Here is a 15,431-nt window from a genome sequence, read left to right as displayed (position 1 = left end):
ATGATTGAGCCCTCCTTGATCCCAAAGCGGACACTTCCCCGTTTTGGGTTCCATACCCACACTGAAAAGCTCAACGGTCGTGCCGCCATGCTCGGCTTCATTGCCCTTTTGGTTGTGGAGTTCAAAATCGGTCACGGCTTGTTGATCTGGTGATCAGCGCGCTTCTCGGTCGAAGCCAGTCCGAACTGGAAGAGTGGGCTGTTGCTCAGGGCCAGCCCGCATTTCGAGGCCGGCAACTCCATGATTGGCTTTACGCCAAAGGGGCTCGGGATCTTCAAGCGATCACGGTGCTTCCCAAGGCTTGGCGTGCATCCCTTCAAGAGGAGGGGGTGTCGGTAGGGCGTTTGCATGAGCAAGAGCGACGGGTGGCAGCTGATGCCACCACCAAATTGCTGTTGGGCACCGAGGACGGCGAAACCTTGGAAACGGTTGGTATTCCTACCGATCAACGCCTCACGGTTTGTGTATCAAGCCAGGTCGGATGCCCGATGGCCTGTCGTTTTTGCGCCACTGGTAAAGGAGGGTTGCAACGCTCCCTAGCCGGCCATGAAATTGTTGCCCAGGTGCTCAGTATCCGAGAGGTGATGGAGCGTCGTCCCTCTCATGTGGTGTTTATGGGTATGGGTGAGCCTTTGCTCAACATTGAGGCTGTGCTCGAGTCCATTCGCTGCATCAATGACGATCTGGGCATTGGCCAACGTCGGATCACAGTGAGCACCGTTGGAGTGCCGCATACCCTTCCTCGGCTTGCTGACTTAGCCCTCAAACAGTTGGGGCGGGCTCAGTTCACCTTGGCTGTAAGCCTTCATGCGCCGAATCAAGCGTTGAGAGAGGAGTTGATTCCTACGGCGAAGACCTATCCCTACGACGCACTTCTGGATGATTGTCGTTACTACCTCCAAAAGACGGGTCGGCGGGTGAGTTTTGAGTACATCCTGCTGGGTGGGGTCAATGATCATCCGCACCACGCAGCCGAACTCGCTGATCGGGTGGGTGGCTTTCAGAGCCACGTGAATCTGATTGCCTACAACCCCATTGAGGAAGAGGAGTTTCAGCGACCTACAGCGCAGAGAATTGAGAGTTTTCGGCGCGTTCTGGAGCGTCGTGGTGTTGCTGTGAGTTTGCGAGCTAGCCGCGGCTTGGATCAGGATGCAGCTTGTGGACAATTGCGTCGCAATCGACGGTCTTAGAGGAGACTGCGAAAGCAGACTTGATTGGATCCGATGGCACCGATTGACTGGTTTTTGCTGGTCTTTTATTTAATCGGCACTTTGTTTCTCGGGCTTTGGCTAGCTCGACGCAATCAGGGGGAAGAGGATTATTTCGTTGCTGGACGCAGCCTGAGCGGTTGGTTGGCAGGCGCTTCGATGGCCGCCACCACCTTCTCCATCGATACACCCTTATATGTGGCGGGCTTGGTCGGCACCAGAGGCCTGGCAGCGAATTGGGAGTGGTGGGGGTTCGGTCTTGCTCATGTGGCGATGGCTGTGATATTTGCGCCCCTTTGGCGGCGCAGCGGCGTGATGACAGACGCTGCTTTTACAGAACTCCGCTACGGAGGAGCCACAGCGGCTTGGCTGCGAGGCACGAAAGCCTTTTTGCTGGCCCTTCCGATCAATTGCATCGGCATCGGCTATGCGTTCTTGGCCATGCGAAAGGTGGTGCAAGCGCTAGGGATTGTGTCCGATCAGCCCTTGCCAGCACTCGGCGGTCTTCCCGACACGGTGCTGTTGTTGGCGATTGTGGCTGTTTTGGTTCTTGTGTACACGGCGGCCGGTGGCCTTTGGGCCGTTGTGATCACTGATTTTGTGCAATTGATTTTGGCGATGGTGGGGGCTCTGGCTGTGGCTTGGGCTGCCATCCATGCCGCTGGCGGGATGGATGCTCTGCTTGCCAGCCTCAACGATTTGGGTCGTCCCGAGGTGTTGTCGCTTGTCCCTTGGCGCTGGACTGACTCTGGATTCGATTGGATTGGAGGAGCTGGCATCAGTGCTTCCACCTTCTTGGCCTACCTCACGGTGCAGTGGTGGAGTTTTCGGCGCAGTGATGGAGGGGGTGAATTCATTCAACGGATGCTTGCCACCCGTGATGAGCGTCAGGCGCGGTTGGCTGGCTGGGTGTTTCTTGTGGTGAATTACCTGCTGCGCAGCTGGTTGTGGGTTTTGGTGGCCCTAGCGGCTCTGGTGTTGTTGCCCGATCAGGCTGATTGGGAGTTGAGTTATCCGGCTCTGGCGGTGGCCTACCTCCCGCCTGTGGTTCTTGGTCTGGTGGTGGTTTCCTTAGTAGCTGCCTTTATGAGCACGGTCAGCACCTCTGTGAACTGGGGTGCGAGCTATCTCACCCATGACCTCTATCAGCGTTTTGTGAGGCCTGATGCTTCGCAGAAAGAGCTGCTTTTGGTTGGACAGGCCACCAGCGTTCTTTTGTTGGTGTTAGGGGTGTTAACGGCTTTGATTAGTGACAGCATCGGTACCGTGTTCCGACTTGTGATCGCGATCGGTACAGGGCCTGGTGTGGTCCTGGTCTTGCGTTGGTTCTGGTGGCGAATTAATGCGGCTGCAGAGCTGTCATCGATGGTGTGTGGATTTTTTGTTGGCTTGGCCACGTCTGTGATTCCCGTTCTTCAAATTTCGGACTACGGGCTCAGGTTGATGGTCACCACTGCCATCACGGCAGTGGTTTGGGTGGTGGTGATGTTGATAACTCCCCCGGAGTCAGCGGAGGTGCTTGAGCGGTTCGTGCAGCGCGTTCAGCCCCCAGGGCCTGGCTGGAGTCGTTGGCGGCGGCGCTGTGAGGTGGAGGCATCTGAATCGCTGCGAGATCTCCTTACTCGGTTTGTGCTGAGTAGTTGTGTTCTGTTTGGGGCGCTGCTTGGCTCGGGTGCATTCCTTCTGCACCAGCAAGCAGCAGGTTGGTCCGGTTTAATCCTTACGGTTGTGTCCCTCTCTCTCCTTTTGCGAGGGCGGCATTCGCGTCTTGCCGTTTAGTGACCCTTCACAATGGATTGAAAACTAGAACCGTGAGTTTTTTTCGCAGCACCATTCTTCCTGTTCTGATCGTGGCTTTATTTGGCCTCGCTCTGTTTGCGGTGAGTGCACGCATCTGGTTGCCTGGTGACATGCTTGCGCCAGCTCCGGTCAGTTGACCTGATGCTTCTACGATCAACGCCATGACCGATCGCCCGCCCCTGGATCGTGAATCACGTGTGGCCAATCTGGCCATCGATCCGGATGTGCTCGCCCGTGAGCTCGAAGCTGAACAGGTGGGTGATCCCCTCGAAGAAATCGATCTCGACGATCCTGAGCAGGATGCCCTTGGGGCCATTCGTCAGTGTGATGAGGCTCTGAATTGGCTGCAGCAAGGACATGACCAGCGGCTCCAAGGGTTGCGCGTGTTTTGTGAACATCGAGATCCCCGTTCGGTTCCGCTGCTGCTGCCTCTCTTGCACGAGGTGTGCCCCGTTGTGCGCATGAGCGCCGTCTACGCCCTCGGTCGGAATCCATCCCCCCCTGCTGTGGGACCCCTCCTTAAATTGCTGCAAGAGGACAGCAATGCCTATGTGCGGAAAGCCACGGCCTGGAGTCTTGGGAATTATCCCGATGCACCCGTGCTGAATCCCTTGATTCGCGCTTTGCAGACCGATGTGGCGGCTGTGCGCTTGTGGGCGTCGGTTTCTCTTGCTGAGGCTGGCGTGACCTCTGCGGCAAAGGCAGATCCGGCGGCTGGCCAGTTGCTGATTAGCTTGCGAATCGACAGTGAATCTGTGGTGCGAAGCAATTGCATCTGGGCTCTCGACCGCCTGCTTGAGCATCTTGTTGAACCCCGTCGCCTCGAGGTGATTGAGGTCTTTGTGCGTGCGCTTTTGCAAGATGGCGAGAGGTCTGTTCGCGATGAAGCCCGCACGGCTCTTGAGCAGATGGAATCCCCTGATGTTTTGGATCGACTCCAAACTTTGATGGATGAGGGATTGTTCAGCTGATAGGACGAACTAACACGAGCCTCCCTCGGATTCGCGTTCTCACCTTTAACATCTGTTCATTGTTGGGTGTGGTGCATGCCTGAGCGCACGCTTCGTTTCCGAATTCGTCCTGACGGCCGCGTCGAGGAACAAGTGGAAGGCGTTGAAGGTGACGCTTGTCTGCAATTGACGGAACGGTTGGAATCAGCCTTAGGCACGGTGGAACGCCGTCAGCCAACGTCTGATGCCTACGTCACAACCCAAACCCAGTCCCAGTCACAGTTCGTCGAGCCCTCCTGATGTCCCATTTCAGTACTGTCAAAACGGAACTTCGCCAGCGTGAGCACTTGGTCTCCGCCCTTGAGGACCTTGGTTACGAGCCCAAACAGGGAGGCCATCCTGTCCGTGGTTATCGCGGCCAAACCGTAGAAGCTGAATTGGCAGTCACCCTTCAGGACTCTGCTGATTTCGGTTTCGTTTGGAATGAAGCCAATGGTGCCTATGAGTTTGTGACCGACCTGGATTTGTGGCGCCAGTCCATGCCGATCGAACGATTCTTGTCCCGCCTGACGCAGCGCTACGCCCTCAACACGGTGTTGAAGGCTTCCCTCACTGAGGGCTTTGAGGTTGCCGAGCAGCGTGATTGCCAGGATGGATCGATTGAACTTGTCGTGACCCGTTGGGATGCCTGATTCGCAGCGGGCTAGGGATCAATTCGTGAACGACTCGCTCGGTAATCCCGCTGTTGCCTATAGCGCTTCCTCTCTTGAGGATTCTCAATCCACTGGCATGGAACCCGTTCTGGGTGGTGCCCTCTCTGAAAAAGCTGTCTGGGTTGATGAGGCTGTCTGTATTGGTTGCAGATACTGCGCTCATGTGGCCTGCAATACCTTCATTATCGAGCCCAATTTGGGGCGCTCCCGAGCGATTCGCCAGGACGGGGACAGTTCTGAGCGGATTCAAGAGGCGATAGAAACTTGCCCTGTGGATTGCATTCACTGGGTTGCCTTTGATGACCTCAAGGGACTACAAGATCAGCTTGATTCTCAGGAGCTTCTTCCACTCGGTTTGCCCTCACCTGCTCGCCCACGACGGATTCTTCCTCGGCAGCCGCAACACTGAACTGCGATGGCATCAATCGCTTCCCAGGCTTTGCCAACACGACGCTTTGGTCGCACAGAGCTGGCCATGCCTGTTCTTTCCCTAGGGGGAATGAGGTTTCAGCAAAGTTGGTCGGATCTTGAGGCTGACGTGATTACTCAGGAGGCTCAACACACGGTGGAAAACACTCTTCACCGTGCGGTGGAGCTTGGGTTTCACCATCTGGAAACAGCGCGTCATTACGGCAGCTCTGAGCGGCAACTTGGCTGGGCTCTCCCCCATTCGCCTGATCCAGATCGCATCCTTCAAACCAAGGTGCCCCCCCGGGATGACCCGGCGCTGTTTGAAGCCGAGCTCGAACTGAGTCTGGAGCGTTTAAACGTTCAGCGAATCGAGTTGCTGGCGATTCATGGGATCAACAGGTTGGATCATTTGGAGCAAACGCTGCGACCAGGCGGCTGTATGGAGGTGGTGCGCCGCTGGCAGCGAGAGGGCCGTATCGACCATGTGGGCTTCTCGACCCATGGTGAAACCAGTGTCATCGAAGCTGCGATCAACTCTGATGCCTTCGATTATGTGAATTTGCATTGGTACTACATCCGGCAAGACAACGAACCAGCGTTGGTCGCAGCCCAACGCCATGACATGGGTGTGTTCATCATTAGTCCCACCGATAAAGGTGGCCATCTGCATACCCCTTCGCTGCTGTTGGAACAGCTCTGCGCCCCCCTTCACCCGATCGTGTTTAACGATCTGTTTTGCCTGCGTGATCCACGCGTTCACACCATCAGTGTTGGTGCATCCAGGCCAAGTGACCTCGATCTTCATCTCGAAGCTGTGCGTCAACTCGATACAGCTGGCGCGCTCATCGCCCCGATTCAAGATCGGTTGCAGACGCAAGCTCTAAAGGCCCTTGGTGAGCCTTGGCTGATGACCTGGCGTGAAGGGTTGCCCCATTGGAAAGACACTCCTGGAGGTATCAATCTTCCCGTTTTGCTCTGGCTCCACAATTTGATTGAGGCTTGGGACCTCGAGGGGTATGCCAGGGCGCGTTATGGAATTCTTGGTCATGCAGGACATTGGGCCCCTGGTGCCAATGCCGATGCCCTGGATCAGGAGATCAGCGAGACAGACCTTCGCAATGTTTTGAACCAAAGTCCCTGGTCTGAAACGATCCCAGGCTTGCTGAGGGGTTTAAAGGAACGGGTAGGTGGCGTTCCTCAGGAACGTTTGTCGTCTGCCTGATCACCAAGGGGAAGACGGCTGGGTAGACCAACGGGTCGGGGATAGCTCTTGGGGCACGGTGCCAAGGGTTCAATGCGAACCAAGGTGCGCAACCCCCGGCCAGCCGGCAGGTTGATCTGCTTGCAGTCCGCAAGTTTGGCTTTAAGAGGAACCAAGGCTCGTTTCAGGTTGGCTTCGTCGTCGTGACTCCAGTGGCCGCGATAGAGCAGAGCCTGGCCTTGATCGGCCAGAAGGGGAACGAGATACTCCGCCACGACGGGGGGTGTGGCCACGGCTCTGGCCATCGCCAAATCGAACGTCCCACGACAGGACCGCTCCTGACCAGTGATCTCAATGCGCTCGGTGCGGACGTCCACGCGATTGCCTAGCCCAAGCGCGTTTGCCATGGCTTCCACTGCCGCAGTTTTGCGGCCGACTGAATCGACAAGGGTGAGAGTGGTACCGGGGAGGGCGATGGCGACTGCGAGACCAGGAAACCCGCCTCCAGTGCCTACATCGATGCAGCGACGCGTCAGATCTGGGGTGCGTAGCTCATGTTCGAGCGGCCAAAGACTGTCAAAGACCTGGGCGATCCAGAACTCTTCGTTTTCCACCAATCGGGTGAGATTGACCCTGCTGTTCCAATCGCGCAGCAAGACTTGCAGCTCTTTGAGTTGAGAGAGCTGGGTGTCATTGGGCTGCCAGCCCAGGCAGTGCCATAGGTCAGGCCCGGCATCAGAAAAGCTATTTGCTTCTGGCATGGCTGCCAGGGCAGCGACTCTTCCTACAATGCACCTTCGTGATTCGGTTCGAACAGGACGTGATGTCGGCCTCGACCCATTACGAACGGTTAGGAGTAGGCCGTGGAGTCGACCCCGAGACCTTGCGCCGCGCCTTTCGACGTCTCAGTAAGTCAGTTCATCCCGACACCACGACGTTGCCGGCCTCGGAAGCAGCTCGCCAATTCCAGCTGTTACGTGAGGCCTATGACCATTTGTCTGATCCCTCGTTGCGTCGGCTCTATGACGCTCAATTAATCCAGCAGGATCAGCTCTGGCAACAGCAGCATGCTCCGCTGCCTTCCCCTGCAATGTCTTCTCCAACGGCGATTGGTGAGCGACGACCACTCTCAGGAGGGGAGTGGTTATCGCTGTTGATGTTGCTCGGGGCCTTGCTTTTGTGTTTATTGCTGGGAGTCGGGGTGGCCTGGAGTCGGGGTATGGAGCTTCAGGTTCAGCCCAGTTGGCTGGTGGCCGAGCAGACTCCAGAGGAGCCGTTGATTAGGGATGTCCTTGATGGTGTCGATGCCTCCAGCAGAAACTCCTTTGAATCAGCATTCGCTGCAGGCTCTTGAGCTTTGGCTCCAGCAGCTTGGAGCGCAGCGACTAGACGATGATCCGTGTGGCTGGTCATGGCAGGAACAGGGATGGACGGCTGAGATCCGGCTGCAACAAACGGATCTCGCGGTGATCTGGAGCCCAAATGAAGCGCCTCGCCCCTGTGTGTTCCCCTACGGACTGTCTCGAGCTGACGTCGAGGCGGCCCTGCGGCTGGGTCCCTGAGGGCTCAGCTGGTTGCTTGTTTTTGCAGAAGGTCGAGCGCTTCTTGGAGAACGGAATAGCAGTGATCGAGCTGCTCATCGCTGATGCAAAGCGGTGGAAGCAGGTACACCACTTGGCCGAGAGGCCTTACCAGTACACCCCGTTCTCTCGCCAGCCGGCGCAATACTTTGCCTGCAGGGTTCAGGTAGCCCTCCTGGTCGGTGACCACGAGATCAAAGGCTGCGATGGTCCCCGTCAAGCGCACACGCCTGATTCCTGGGTGGCGTGCCAATACCTCTAAGCGCGATCGATGCCTCGCTTCGAACCCCAGGTACTTGTCAGGTTCTGCTTCGAGTAGATCCAGACTGGCGTTCGCTGCCGCGCAACCCAGGGGGTTGGCGGTGAAACTGTGGCCATGCCAAAGCGTCAAGCTCGGATCCTTGCCAACGAAGGCGTCGAATACGGCGCCGCTTGCCATGGTGATTCCCATCGGAAGGAATCCAGCGGTTAGTCCTTTGGATAGCGTGACGAGATCGGCTTTGACGCCTGCCCGTTGGCTCGCTAAAAAATCGCCGCAACGCCCAAAGCCAGTAAGGACTTCGTCGGCGATCAACAAGGTTTCAGCGTTGCGAACGCGCTTTTCCACTTCTTGAAGAAAGGTTGGACGCACCATGCTCATTCCGCCGGCGCCTTGAACAAGCGGCTCGAGGATCACAGCAGCGGTTGGTGTCTTGAGGGCTTCTTCGAGCTGGTTCAGTGCTGTTTGTTCATGCTGTTCGACGTGATCGTCGTCCCACCAAGTCGCTGGCCATGGGATGCGGGCGACCGGGAACAACAGTGGGTCAAAGGGTTCACTGAAAAGGCTGCGTGCTCCGACGGCCATCGCTCCAAACGTATCTCCGTGATAAGCGCCATCGAAAGCGATGATCTGCTGTCTTGGCTCTCCTTTGTTATGCCACCACTGAATGGCGATTTTGAGTGCCACCTCCACGGCGGTGGAGCCGTTGTCGGAGAAAAAGACTCGCTCCAATCCGGTTTTGGCTGCTAAGCGATCGGCGAGACGTTCTGCTTGAGGGTGGGTGAATTCAGCGAAAATGACCTGCTCAAGGGTCTCGGCCTGACGAGCGATTGCTTCTGCGACATGAGGGTGGGCGTGGCCATGCAAGGTGACCCACCAGCTGCTAATCGCATCGATTAATGGAGGCCCTTCATCGCGGTAAAGAAGAGCACCATCCCCTCGAAGCACCCTCTCTAACGGAGGCGTTGTCGAGACCTGGGTAAACGGAGGCCAGAGGTGGGGATGATGGTTCTGAGGCACGTCGTCGTCACAGCTGCCAGTGGATGAATTCGTCTCTGCTGAGCTCAGCGGCACACTTCACTGTTTTGTTCTGATTCCGTGGCGATCGGGCCACAGTTGACCCAACGCACAATCCCAACCTCAATATCAGTGAATAACACCAAAATTCCTGCGCAAAGGAGGGCAACAGCCACAGCGACTCCGGTTTGACGGCGATTCATCTCGAAGCCCATAAACGATTGATCTCGGTTTCGACCTTAGCTTTCACGTTCTGAACATGCCATTGCTTGGCAAGGGCCGCGGCATTCAGTTGCTCTAACGGTGGTAATTCGCAGAGCAAAGGGACGTCGCCGAGTTCGTTCAGGGTGCGGGGATTGTCGGCATGGGAAGGGCCATTCATCACTAGCCCAAGGATCGGAATATTCCGTCTTCTCAGTGCTTCCAGGCTGAGAAGCGTGTGGTTCAAGGTGCCCAGCTCACTGCGGGCTACCAGCACCACTGGAAGCTGCCAGCGTTCCAGCTGTTGGATTTGCAGCCAGTGGCGTGTGAGTGGCACCATCAAGCCTCCAGCGGTCTCTACCACCAAGGGTCCATCGATGGCTGGCAACTGGAGCTGCTCGGGATCAATGCATCGCCCCTCTCGTTCAGCAGCCCAGTGCGGTGAAACAGGAGCCTGAAATGCATAAGCTTCTGGTTGCCAGCGCTCCTTTGGAAGCTCCAGCAGATCGATCACCCGTTGACGATCACCACCGCCTTCCGTTCCGCTTTGGACTGGCTTCCAATAGGTGGCTTCTAAGCCTTGAACAAAGAGGGCGCTCACGATGGTTTTTCCGACATCCGTGTCAGTTCCGCAAATCACCAACCGAAGGGGAGGCGTGTTCATCGCTCGATCACCAGGAGTTGGATCAACCAGGTCAATCTGACTTGCCCTTCAGCAGATCGCTTAGGCCAGTGGGCGCTGAGCTGACGCCATTGCTTCACGCTGAGAGCTGAGCGGGTGCTGGTGCCGGCGCCAATGGTTTGCATCGGCCGCAAGAGAGCCGTGATGTGGCTGGCTTGTTCGCTGAAGTTGAGCTGCTGTTGTTGCCTGATCTGCTGTTTGGGAATCGAGGCCAGCAACGCTTTGGTTGTTGGGAAGGGCAGGGCCGAGCAGGGGACTGCCGCTTGGCGGGCCGCTGCGTGCCACTGCGGGAAGCAGCCTTCAACTGGCAGCGCCACGATTAACCAGCCACCTGGTGCCAGACACTCGAACCAGTGCTGCAGTCTTGTACCGGGATCGGACAACCAGTGCAGGCAGAAACTTGAGGCGATCAACGTCGGAGCGTCATCCCAGAATTGGAGGGGCTGATTTAAATCCAACAGCTGAGTGTGGTCTGGACGGGAGCTGCGGGCCAGCATGGATGGGCTTCCATCGATGCGTTCCACCACCCTGCCGGGGTTCCGTTGTTCGATGGCATCGGCAAGCAATCCCGTTCCACTCCCGAGATCCAGCCATCGACCTGCTGGAATGGGGAGTCTCTGGCAGTGCCCTGCTAGTCGCCAGGCCATGGCCGTTTGCAGATGGGCTGCCCGGTTGTATTGGGTTGCTGCGCCATCGAAGCTTTGTAGAACCTTTGCCCCCCAGGTGTTGCTCATCGCTTTCCAGGGAGCTGATCAAGCCATCGCTGGATGCGCATCAAGAGATCTGGCACCAACAGTGCATGCCCACTACCGGGCATTAACCAGAGCTCTGCTGGACGTTGCAGTCGGGTCTGAACTGCATCGCGCAGCTCTTGTCTGGCGGCTGGCACCACGATTGCGTCTTGTTCTGCCTCTACCACCAGCACTCTGCTTGTTGCTTGTAGCCCTAGCGGTAACTCTGCGCTTGCGATCAGTCGATCTAAGTCGTCGGCTAAGCGTTGACGGCCCTCGCTCGACAGTCCCTCATGGATGGGGCCGCGTGGGAGGCCGACTGGTGGCGATGGTGCTGCCGCTCGCGTCAAAAAGGTTGTGAGCATCTCGGCTTCAGCGTCGCTACCAAGGCAGCGGCGCATGCTCTTCAAGCCGGTATTGAGAGCACGACCTTTGGCTCCTTGCGGCACAAATCTGGAAAAACTTGCCAGCAACACCACATCAGTGGCGTTGGTGAACACGGCATCCGGGAGCAGATGCGGGCCTAGGGAGTGGGCAATCACCACGCGGCGTTGCACTTCTATTGGATCTTGATCGTCTTGCCAAAAGGGCATCTGCTCCTGGCGCTTGCCATAACCACGTTCACCGCTTTGCCAAGACCAATGGTGATGCGTGAAATGCCGGATCCAGGGCACCCATGAATGGCTGTCTCCGCTCCAGCCGTGCATAGCGATGACCTGTTTCATCAGGACCTAACAGCTCCGAGAGAGGGATTGAAGCAGCGCGTCCAATGTCCCATCGGGAAGGAGCCGACGCACCACCAGACGTAGTCGGGCTGTTCCTTCGGGAACGGTGGGGGGGCGGATGGCAATGCTCAATAACCCAGCGTCTTCAAGGTTTTGTTGGCGATCAAGAGCTGCTTGGTCTGAACCGATCACCAGGGGGAGAATCGGACCTGTTCCGCCTGGACGCGTCCATCCAGCGGCAGCGAGAGCGGAGCGCCAATGTTGGCTGGTTGCTATGAGCTCTTCCGACCAATAGGGATGGCGTTGCATCAGCGTTAATGCTGCGAGAGCCGCTGCGGCAAGGGATGGTGCTAATGCCGTGGTGTAGCGAAAGGCGCCACTGGTTTGGAGCAGGGTGTCGCCGAGGTCTGCATCGCAGGCGAGAAACGCTCCACCACTTCCAAAGGCCTTTCCAAAAGTGCCACTGAGCATGGTCACAGCCTTGTGCGGAAGGGCATGGCTAAGACCACGTCCCCCCTCTCCCAGGACGCCCAGGGCATGGGCTTCATCAACCAGGAGTCGGGCAGCGTGGCTGGAGCAGAGCTCTGCCATGGCGCTCAGGTTGGGACTGGTGCCCTCCATGCTGAACAGGCTTTCCGTGATCACCAGCGGTTGGTGTCCTGGGTGCCGATCCCTGCAGCGCTTCAGCTTGTCGTTGAGATCGATGAGGTCGTTGTGGGCAAAGCGCTGAAGCCGCGCACCACTGGCTTGGACTCCCGTGAGCAAGGAGTGATGGCAGAGCCGGTCCGCCAGGACTGGCGTATGGCGGTCGGCGAGTGCAAGAACGGCGGCAAGATTGGCTTGAAATCCGCTCGGGTAGAGCAGAACGCGATCTCGGTTTAACCACTGCGCTAGCTGGTGTTCGAGTTGGTCATGCACCGGGCGGCTACCGCTCACTAGCCGGGACCCACCGGCTCCCACACCGCTGCGCTTGATTTCTTCTGTTGCTGCCGCGATGAGCTCTGGGTGCTGAGCCAGATTGAGGTAATCATTGCTGGCTAAATCCACCAGACAACGCTGCGCTTCATCGCCTTGATCGGTCGCATTGACCGGAAGCAGCCCTGATCCATCAGGGTTGGGCCTCCATGTGCGGAGTTGACGTCGACGTGCTTGAGACGGGTTGCTCATGTTGTTCAGTTTGCTGCTCCCTGCTCGCGCAATCCCTAGGATCCAACGATGGTGTCACCGGATGTTTCCCAGCTGTTTCCATTCCCTTTGGATGGGTTCCAGTTGGAATCGATTGATGCCTTGAATCAAGGGCATTCCGTTGTGGTGAGTGCGCCCACGGGATCTGGCAAGACGCTGGTAGGCGAGTACGCCATTCATCGGGCGATTGCCCATGGCCAAAAGGTGTTTTACACAACGCCTCTTAAGGCCTTATCCAATCAAAAGTTGCGCGATTTTCGCGAACAGTTTGGAACAGAAAATGTTGGCTTGATGACGGGTGACCTGAGCGTTAACCGTGAGGCTCGAGTGGTGGTGATGACCACCGAGATCTTCCGCAACATGCTCTATGCCGAAGTGGATGAGCATGACGATCCGCTTGCCGATGTGGAGTCGGTCGTGCTCGATGAGTGCCACTACATGAATGATTCTCAGCGGGGCACCGTCTGGGAAGAATCGATCATCCACTGTCCACCTTCAGTCCAATTGGTGGCGTTATCCGCCACCGTTGCCAATGCGGGCCAACTCACCGATTGGATTGAGAAGGTGCACGGCCCGACGCGTTTGGTGCTTAGTGATTTTCGTCCGGTGCCCCTGCAGTTCAGTTTTTGTAGTGCCAAGGGGCTCCATCCACTTTTGAATGAAGAAGGGACTGGAATTCATCCCAATTGCAAGGTTTGGCGTGCTCCAAAAGGGCACAAACGCAAAGGTCGCTCGCCAAGGCCGCCTCAGCCGGAGGCACCTCCCATCAGCTTTGTTGTGGCCCAAATGGCGCAACGGGAGATGCTCCCCGCGATCTATTTCATCTTCAGTCGCCGTGGTTGTGACAAGGCTGTTCGCGACCTTGGGGTGCAGTGTTTAGTCACGGACGCCGAGCAAGTCATCATTCGCGAGCGGCTTGATGCTTATACAGCCGCAAATCCTGAGGCTGTGCGCGATGGCTTGCATGCGGATGCGTTGCTGCGCGGGATTGCATCCCATCACGCCGGAGTGCTGCCTGCTTGGAAAGAGCTGATCGAGGAGTTATTTCAGCAGGGGTTGGTGAAGGTGGTGTTTGCCACCGAAACGTTGGCGGCGGGGATCAATATGCCGGCGCGCAGCACTGTGATCGCATCGCTCTCGAAGCGCACGGAACGGGGTCATCGCCCCTTAATGGCCAGTGAATTCCTGCAAATGGCTGGTCGCGCGGGCCGTCGCGGCTTAGACACGCAGGGCTATGTGGTGACCGTTCAGAGTCGATTTGAGGGGGTGCGTGAGGCAGCTCAGTTGGCCACGAGCCCTTCTGATCCGTTGGTGAGTCAATTCACCCCCAGCTACGGCATGGTGCTCAACCTCTTGCAGCGTCATGACTTAGCGAAGGCAAGAGAGCTGGTGGAGCGCAGCTTTGGCCGATATCTCGCCAGTTTGGATTTGGTGGAGGAGGAAGAACATTTGGGTGAGTTGCGGATGCAGCTGGCCCAACTGCAAGGCACGGCCGGTGATGTGCCTTGGGAAGACTTTGAGGAATACGAAAAACAGCGTGGCCATCTTCGCGAGGAGAGGCGTCTGCTCAGGATTCTTCAGCAGCAGGCTGAAGAATCCCTGGCCCACGAACTGACGATTGCCCTCCAGTTCGCAAGCGTTGGAACGTTGGTAAGCCTTAAATCTCCTCGGCTGCGTGGAGGCGTAACACCTGCAGTGATCGTGGAGAAATGCGATGGCCCGGGGCAGTTCCCCTTGCTGCTTTGCTTAACGCTGGACAACGTCTGGATCCTGTTGCCCTGTCAGGGGGTCGTGAGTTTCCATGCGGAATTGAGCTGTTTGCAAGTTGATGGCGTGACGTCGCCTGATCTCAGCCGTTCCGGTGAGCTCCGTCACGGAGATCAGGACAGTGGCCCTTTGGCTTTGGCGGTGGCGCATATGGCACGTCGTCATGACATGACCACAGCTCAGTACGACTTGGCTGGCGAAGTGTTGTCTCAAGTTCGCCTAGTCCAGGAGTTGGAAGATCAACTTGAGGGGCATCCGGCGCATCGCTGGGGAGATCGCAAGCAACTCAAGAAGCACCGGCGTCGCATGGAAGATCTGGAGCATGAAATTCATGAGCGCCAGCAATTGCTCCATCACCGTTCGAACCGGCACTGGGAGACATTTTTGGCGCTCATTGAGATTCTGCGGCACTTTGGCTGCCTGGATGACTTGGAACCAACGGAGATCGGTCGCACCGTTGCCGCTCTTCGTGGCGATAACGAGCTCTGGCTAGGCCTGGCACTGATGAGCGGTCATCTCGATGAGTTGCCTCCGGCAGAACTGGCCGCAGTGTTTGAGGCGATCAGCACGGAGGTGAATCGCCCAGATCTTTGGAGCGCATTTCCGGTGCCTCCTCTTGCGGAAGAGGCCCTGCATGATTTGTCAGGGATCCGTCGGGAGCTTCTAAGGGCTCAGGAGCGCTTCAAGGTGGTGGTGCCAGCTTGGTGGGAGCCTGAATTGATGGGATTGGTGGAGGCTTGGGCCAAGGGGACAACCTGGAATGATCTGATTGCTAACACCTCTTTGGATGAAGGCGATGTGGTGCGGATCATGCGGCGCACGGTGGATCTACTGGCCCAGGTGCCCTACTGCGAGGCGATTAGTGAGCAGCTGCGCAAGAACGCCCGTTTGGCCTTAAACGCGATCAATCGTTTCCCGGTTGCCGAGGCTGACCAGCTGCTCAAGGCCGCGGCTGCCGAATCCAGCGGTCTTAATCCAGCGACTGAACGGGCTGCCTGAGC

Annotated in this window: 19 protein-coding genes; 12 read left to right on the top strand and 7 right to left on the bottom strand. The window is 57.3% G+C overall.

All coding sequences use genetic code 11. From position 1 onward, the window contains the following. The 9 genes from SynPROS91_RS09675 to SynPROS91_RS09640 all read left to right on the top strand — a co-directional run bounded on the left by SynPROS91_RS09675 (position 1) and on the right by SynPROS91_RS09640 (position 6,304). Positions 1-153, top strand: a complete 153-nt coding sequence (locus tag SynPROS91_RS09675) for a high light inducible protein (protein ID WP_186516383.1) — start codon at positions 1-3, stop codon at positions 151-153. Beyond that, positions 150-1,190: a 23S rRNA (adenine(2503)-C(2))-methyltransferase RlmN gene (gene rlmN, locus SynPROS91_RS09670; protein ID WP_186516382.1), complete on the top strand. Its 1,041-nt coding sequence runs from the start codon at positions 150-152 to the stop codon at positions 1,188-1,190. Before SynPROS91_RS09675 ends, rlmN begins: the two co-directional genes overlap by 4 nt. Positions 1,191-1,223: 33 nt before the next feature. Beyond that, positions 1,224-2,987, top strand: coding sequence for a sodium:solute symporter family protein (locus SynPROS91_RS09665; RefSeq protein ID WP_186516381.1), 1,764 nt, complete (start codon positions 1,224-1,226; stop codon positions 2,985-2,987). A 32-nt stretch (positions 2,988-3,019) separates the two neighbouring features. Further along, a complete protein-coding gene (locus SynPROS91_RS12245; RefSeq protein ID WP_255321986.1) occupies positions 3,020-3,145 on the top strand; it encodes a hypothetical protein in 126 nt (41 codons plus the stop codon). 24 nt (positions 3,146-3,169) lie between these two features. After that, complete coding sequence (locus SynPROS91_RS09660) at positions 3,170-3,979, top strand: HEAT repeat domain-containing protein (RefSeq protein WP_186516379.1); 810 nt, start codon at positions 3,170-3,172, stop codon at positions 3,977-3,979. Positions 3,980-4,054: 75 nt separating this feature from the next. Continuing rightward, positions 4,055-4,258 (top strand): DUF2997 domain-containing protein, encoded by a 204-nt coding sequence (locus SynPROS91_RS09655; protein ID WP_186516377.1) that lies wholly within the window; start codon positions 4,055-4,057, stop codon positions 4,256-4,258. Continuing rightward, a complete protein-coding gene (locus tag SynPROS91_RS09650; RefSeq protein WP_186516375.1) occupies positions 4,258-4,650 on the top strand; it encodes a DUF1257 domain-containing protein in 393 nt (130 codons plus the stop codon). The genes SynPROS91_RS09655 and SynPROS91_RS09650 overlap by 1 nt, the downstream gene beginning before the upstream one ends. Further along, complete coding sequence (locus SynPROS91_RS09645) at positions 4,643-5,080, top strand: ferredoxin (RefSeq protein ID WP_186516373.1); 438 nt, start codon at positions 4,643-4,645, stop codon at positions 5,078-5,080. Before SynPROS91_RS09650 ends, SynPROS91_RS09645 begins: the two co-directional genes overlap by 8 nt. Before the next feature lie 6 nt (positions 5,081-5,086). Beyond that, the gene (locus SynPROS91_RS09640) at positions 5,087-6,304 is read left to right on the top strand and encodes an aldo/keto reductase (RefSeq protein ID WP_186516371.1); all 1,218 of its coding nucleotides are present in this window, start codon (positions 5,087-5,089) and stop codon (positions 6,302-6,304) included. Here SynPROS91_RS09640 and rsmG read toward each other — a convergent pair. Continuing rightward, positions 6,280-7,044 (bottom strand): 16S rRNA (guanine(527)-N(7))-methyltransferase RsmG, encoded by a 765-nt coding sequence (rsmG, locus tag SynPROS91_RS09635; RefSeq protein WP_186516366.1) that lies wholly within the window; start codon positions 7,042-7,044, stop codon positions 6,280-6,282. The two genes, SynPROS91_RS09640 and rsmG, sit on opposite strands and share 25 nt — an antisense overlap. A 62-nt stretch (positions 7,045-7,106) precedes the next feature. Between rsmG and SynPROS91_RS09630 the strand changes: the two genes are divergently transcribed. Beyond that, on the top strand, positions 7,107-7,637 hold the full coding sequence (locus SynPROS91_RS09630) for a J domain-containing protein (protein ID WP_186516365.1): 531 nt from the start codon (positions 7,107-7,109) through the stop codon (positions 7,635-7,637). Further along, positions 7,609-7,845 carry a DUF3143 domain-containing protein gene (locus SynPROS91_RS09625; RefSeq protein ID WP_370586762.1) on the top strand — a complete coding sequence of 79 codons (237 nt, stop codon included), beginning with the start codon at positions 7,609-7,611 and terminating at the stop codon, positions 7,843-7,845. The genes SynPROS91_RS09630 and SynPROS91_RS09625 overlap by 29 nt, the downstream gene beginning before the upstream one ends. 4 nt (positions 7,846-7,849) lie before the next feature. Here SynPROS91_RS09625 and bioA read toward each other — a convergent pair whose 3' ends face one another. The 6 genes from bioA to SynPROS91_RS09595 are packed head-to-tail and all read right to left on the bottom strand — an operon-like array spanning position 7,850 to position 12,645. Then, on the bottom strand, positions 7,850-9,142 hold the full coding sequence (bioA, locus tag SynPROS91_RS09620) for an adenosylmethionine--8-amino-7-oxononanoate transaminase (RefSeq protein ID WP_186516362.1): 1,293 nt from the start codon (positions 9,140-9,142) through the stop codon (positions 7,850-7,852). A gap of 44 nt (positions 9,143-9,186) precedes the next feature. Then, the gene (locus SynPROS91_RS09615; protein ID WP_186516360.1) at positions 9,187-9,342 is read right to left on the bottom strand and encodes a hypothetical protein; all 156 of its coding nucleotides are present in this window, start codon (positions 9,340-9,342) and stop codon (positions 9,187-9,189) included. Further along, a complete protein-coding gene (gene bioD, locus SynPROS91_RS09610) occupies positions 9,339-10,004 on the bottom strand; it encodes a dethiobiotin synthase (RefSeq protein WP_186516358.1) in 666 nt (221 codons plus the stop codon). The genes SynPROS91_RS09615 and bioD overlap by 4 nt, the downstream gene beginning before the upstream one ends. Next, positions 10,001-10,756, bottom strand: a complete 756-nt coding sequence (locus tag SynPROS91_RS09605) for a methyltransferase domain-containing protein (protein WP_186516356.1) — start codon at positions 10,754-10,756, stop codon at positions 10,001-10,003. The genes bioD and SynPROS91_RS09605 overlap by 4 nt, the downstream gene beginning before the upstream one ends. After that, on the bottom strand, positions 10,753-11,478 hold the full coding sequence (locus SynPROS91_RS09600; protein ID WP_186516354.1) for an alpha/beta hydrolase: 726 nt from the start codon (positions 11,476-11,478) through the stop codon (positions 10,753-10,755). Before SynPROS91_RS09600 ends, SynPROS91_RS09605 begins: the two co-directional genes overlap by 4 nt. 6 nt (positions 11,479-11,484) lie before the next feature. Beyond that, a complete protein-coding gene (locus SynPROS91_RS09595; RefSeq protein ID WP_186516352.1) occupies positions 11,485-12,645 on the bottom strand; it encodes an aminotransferase class I/II-fold pyridoxal phosphate-dependent enzyme in 1,161 nt (386 codons plus the stop codon). Positions 12,646-12,693: 48 nt separating this feature from the next. Here SynPROS91_RS09595 and SynPROS91_RS09590 point away from each other — a divergent pair, with 48 nt between their 5' ends. Continuing rightward, on the top strand, positions 12,694-15,429 hold the full coding sequence (locus tag SynPROS91_RS09590; RefSeq protein ID WP_186516347.1) for an RNA helicase: 2,736 nt from the start codon (positions 12,694-12,696) through the stop codon (positions 15,427-15,429). Positions 15,430-15,431: the final 2 nt, after the last annotated feature.

Source organism: Synechococcus sp. PROS-9-1, from assembly GCF_014279775.1.
In the GTDB taxonomy this organism is placed as follows: domain Bacteria; phylum Cyanobacteriota; class Cyanobacteriia; order PCC-6307; family Cyanobiaceae; genus Synechococcus_C.
This window is presented reverse-complemented; position numbering and strand designations above follow the sequence as displayed.

Coding starts and splice junctions, on each gene's coding strand:
- SynPROS91_RS09675 (WP_186516383.1), top strand. CDS start 1: ATGATTGAGCCCTCCTTGATCCCAAAGCGGACACTTCCCCGTTTTGGG.
- SynPROS91_RS09665 (WP_186516381.1), top strand. CDS start 1,224: ATGGCACCGATTGACTGGTTTTTGCTGGTCTTTTATTTAATCGGCACT.
- SynPROS91_RS09660 (WP_186516379.1), top strand. CDS start 3,170: ATGACCGATCGCCCGCCCCTGGATCGTGAATCACGTGTGGCCAATCTG.
- SynPROS91_RS09655 (WP_186516377.1), top strand. CDS start 4,055: ATGCCTGAGCGCACGCTTCGTTTCCGAATTCGTCCTGACGGCCGCGTC.
- SynPROS91_RS09650 (WP_186516375.1), top strand. CDS start 4,258: ATGTCCCATTTCAGTACTGTCAAAACGGAACTTCGCCAGCGTGAGCAC.
- SynPROS91_RS09645 (WP_186516373.1), top strand. CDS start 4,643: ATGCCTGATTCGCAGCGGGCTAGGGATCAATTCGTGAACGACTCGCTC.
- SynPROS91_RS09640 (WP_186516371.1), top strand. CDS start 5,087: ATGGCATCAATCGCTTCCCAGGCTTTGCCAACACGACGCTTTGGTCGC.
- rsmG (WP_186516366.1), bottom strand. CDS start 7,044: ATGCCAGAAGCAAATAGCTTTTCTGATGCCGGGCCTGACCTATGGCAC.
- SynPROS91_RS09630 (WP_186516365.1), top strand. CDS start 7,107: ATGTCGGCCTCGACCCATTACGAACGGTTAGGAGTAGGCCGTGGAGTC.
- SynPROS91_RS09615 (WP_186516360.1), bottom strand. CDS start 9,342: ATGAATCGCCGTCAAACCGGAGTCGCTGTGGCTGTTGCCCTCCTTTGC.
- bioD (WP_186516358.1), bottom strand. CDS start 10,004: ATGAACACGCCTCCCCTTCGGTTGGTGATTTGCGGAACTGACACGGAT.
- SynPROS91_RS09605 (WP_186516356.1), bottom strand. CDS start 10,756: ATGAGCAACACCTGGGGGGCAAAGGTTCTACAAAGCTTCGATGGCGCA.
- SynPROS91_RS09600 (WP_186516354.1), bottom strand. CDS start 11,478: ATGAAACAGGTCATCGCTATGCACGGCTGGAGCGGAGACAGCCATTCA.
- SynPROS91_RS09595 (WP_186516352.1), bottom strand. CDS start 12,645: ATGAGCAACCCGTCTCAAGCACGTCGACGTCAACTCCGCACATGGAGG.
- SynPROS91_RS09590 (WP_186516347.1), top strand. CDS start 12,694: ATGGTGTCACCGGATGTTTCCCAGCTGTTTCCATTCCCTTTGGATGGG.